A 2,182-nucleotide genomic window follows, 5' to 3' on the forward strand; every position below is an offset into this window, starting at 1 on the left:
GCCTGGAAGGGGTGCTTCATGACCCGAAGTCGTGATTTTGCCGTGACCATGCAGAAGCAGGGCATGGTGCTCGCCATATCCGTCGATGGAGAGAGCTTGATTCTGTTGGTGCTCGTACGATTGTAACTGCAGGGCAGTCTCGTCTTGATCATGCTCCTCGGTCTTTGTGATGTACAGTGTATGATTATGTTTGGATTGCAGCCAGTTCGTGATGTCGGTTACGGTTGAATTCACGCTAAACACCTTCCTTAATTTCTGTGATTTTACCGCTAGTCTGTCCATCCGGCGCGTTCCTTATTTTCAATATTTAGGTCAGTGCTTTAGAATTACGTGCTAAGATAGAACACAATGAACAACGGAATCGGTGAAATCAAGGAATATGGGTAGAAATGGGGGGCCTGGTCACCCTGCTTCTGTTAAGGCTTGCTGACGGAGATTAGAGGAGAACATGATATAATCAATACAGTGTGATGAGCACATCACCTAATGGTTGTCCTTGCTAGGGTGGTACACAATGGTCACGCCTAGCTGGTTATAGATTTCTTCGGTGTAATGGTGATCAGGGCAGTGCTTGATCAATGCCATCTCGCCTTGCTTCGTGATCAGCTTCTGTTCACAGTCCGGACAACGGTCTTGGAAGAGGCGTTTGAATTTTGTGAACATGCCGTCTTACACCACCTTATTTTCCGATATAAATACTTGGTTTTATTATAATCTATGAAGCGGGTCCCTTCAAGAGTTAAGTGACCCTACCAGATATCTAATGAACGGGGATCGATCATCTTGATAGTACAGCTTGCCGTAATGATCTTAATTGGTCTCATCGGTTCCTTCTTCTCAGGGTTACTGGGAATCGGCGGGGCGATTATCAACTTTCCGTTATTGTTATACGTCCCTCCCTGGTTCGGACTTGAGGCTTTGACCGCGAAGGAAGTGGCAGCGATCAGCATGCTGCAGGTGTTCTTTGCTTCATTGTCCGGAATGATTACTAATCGGGTAATCGGGCGCAAGGGAGAACGATACGTCCATAGACCCTTGGTGCTGCAGATGGGTGTCAGTACGCTGGTCGGTAGCCTGATCGGCAGTCTGTCCTCCATGCTGATGAGCAGTGATGCCATTAATATGATCTATGGGTTCCTCGCGGTCATTGCAGTCATCCTGATGGTGCTTCCGACCAGGGCTTCCATGGAACAGCGTGTGCTAAGCGAAGTGACTTACAACCGCTCAATAGCCGTTAGTTCGGCTTTCATTGTGGGCGGGATTGCAGGAATCGTTGGTGCAGGTGGAGCTTTTATTCTGATCCCCATCATGCTTACGATTCTGAAGATCCCGACCCGAATTACGATTGCTTCCTCACTGGCGATAGTGTTTCTATCCGCCGTGGGCGGAGTTATCGGTAAAATTGCCTCCGGCGACATTCCGGTCATACTCTCAATATTTGCGGTGGTTGGCAGTCTCTTGGGTGCCCCGATTGGTGCACTGGTAAGCCGCAGAATGAACGTGCGGCTGCTGCGATATGCTCTCGTTGTCCTCATTGCCATTACAGCGGTTAAGATCTGGACGGATATCGTGAGTTGAACCAGGCTTTGTGCGTTGTTGAAGTGAAGAATGGGGTAATCTAACGTAATGGGACACGTTAAAATAAGAATGAAGGAGGCGTTACATATGAGAAAGAACCAACTCGGATCATCGGAATTGTACGTCAGTGAGATTGGCCTGGGCTGCATGTCGCTGGGAACGGATGAGGCCGTGGCAACGGAGCTTGTGAGCGAGGCGTTGGATCGTGGAGTCAACCTCCTGGACACGGCGGATTTATATGATGAGGGGCGTAATGAGGAGCTTGTAGGTAGAGCGATCCAAGGCCGCCGGGATCAAGTCATTCTGACCACGAAGGTGGGCAATCGGCGCGTTCCAGGCAAGGAAGGCTGGACCTGGGATCCATCGAAGTCATACATAAAGTCGGCAGTAAAGGACAGCCTCAGACGGCTGAACACCGATTATATCGACTTGTATCAGCTTCATGGGGGAACGATTGACGATCCGATAGACGAGACGATTGAGGCGTTTGAAGAGCTCAAACAAGAAGGACTCATCCGTTATTATGGCATTTCCTCGATTCGTCCGAACGTAATCCGGGAGTATGTGCAACGCTCCAACATCGTAAGCGTGATGAGCCAGTACA

Annotated in this window: 3 protein-coding genes; 2 read left to right on the forward strand and 1 reads right to left on the reverse strand. The window is 49.3% G+C overall.

The genetic code is table 11. From position 1 onward, the window contains the following. A partial coding sequence (ymzB, locus tag ACFRAK_RS28010) for a protein YmzB (protein ID WP_394573034.1) occupies positions 1-282 on the reverse strand: 282 nt, incomplete at its 3' end. Positions 283-783: 501 nt separating this feature from the next. On the opposite strand from ymzB, the gene ACFRAK_RS28015 reads away from it, so the two are divergent. Next, positions 784-1,578: a sulfite exporter TauE/SafE family protein gene (locus tag ACFRAK_RS28015; RefSeq protein WP_394573035.1), complete on the forward strand. Its 795-nt coding sequence runs from the start codon at positions 784-786 to the stop codon at positions 1,576-1,578. 87 nt (positions 1,579-1,665) lie between these two features. Then, positions 1,666-2,182, forward strand: a 517-nt coding sequence (locus tag ACFRAK_RS28020) for an aldo/keto reductase (RefSeq protein WP_394573036.1), incomplete at its 3' end; no start/stop codon positions are given.

The sequence above is a fragment of the Peribacillus sp. NPDC056705 genome, from assembly GCF_043656335.1.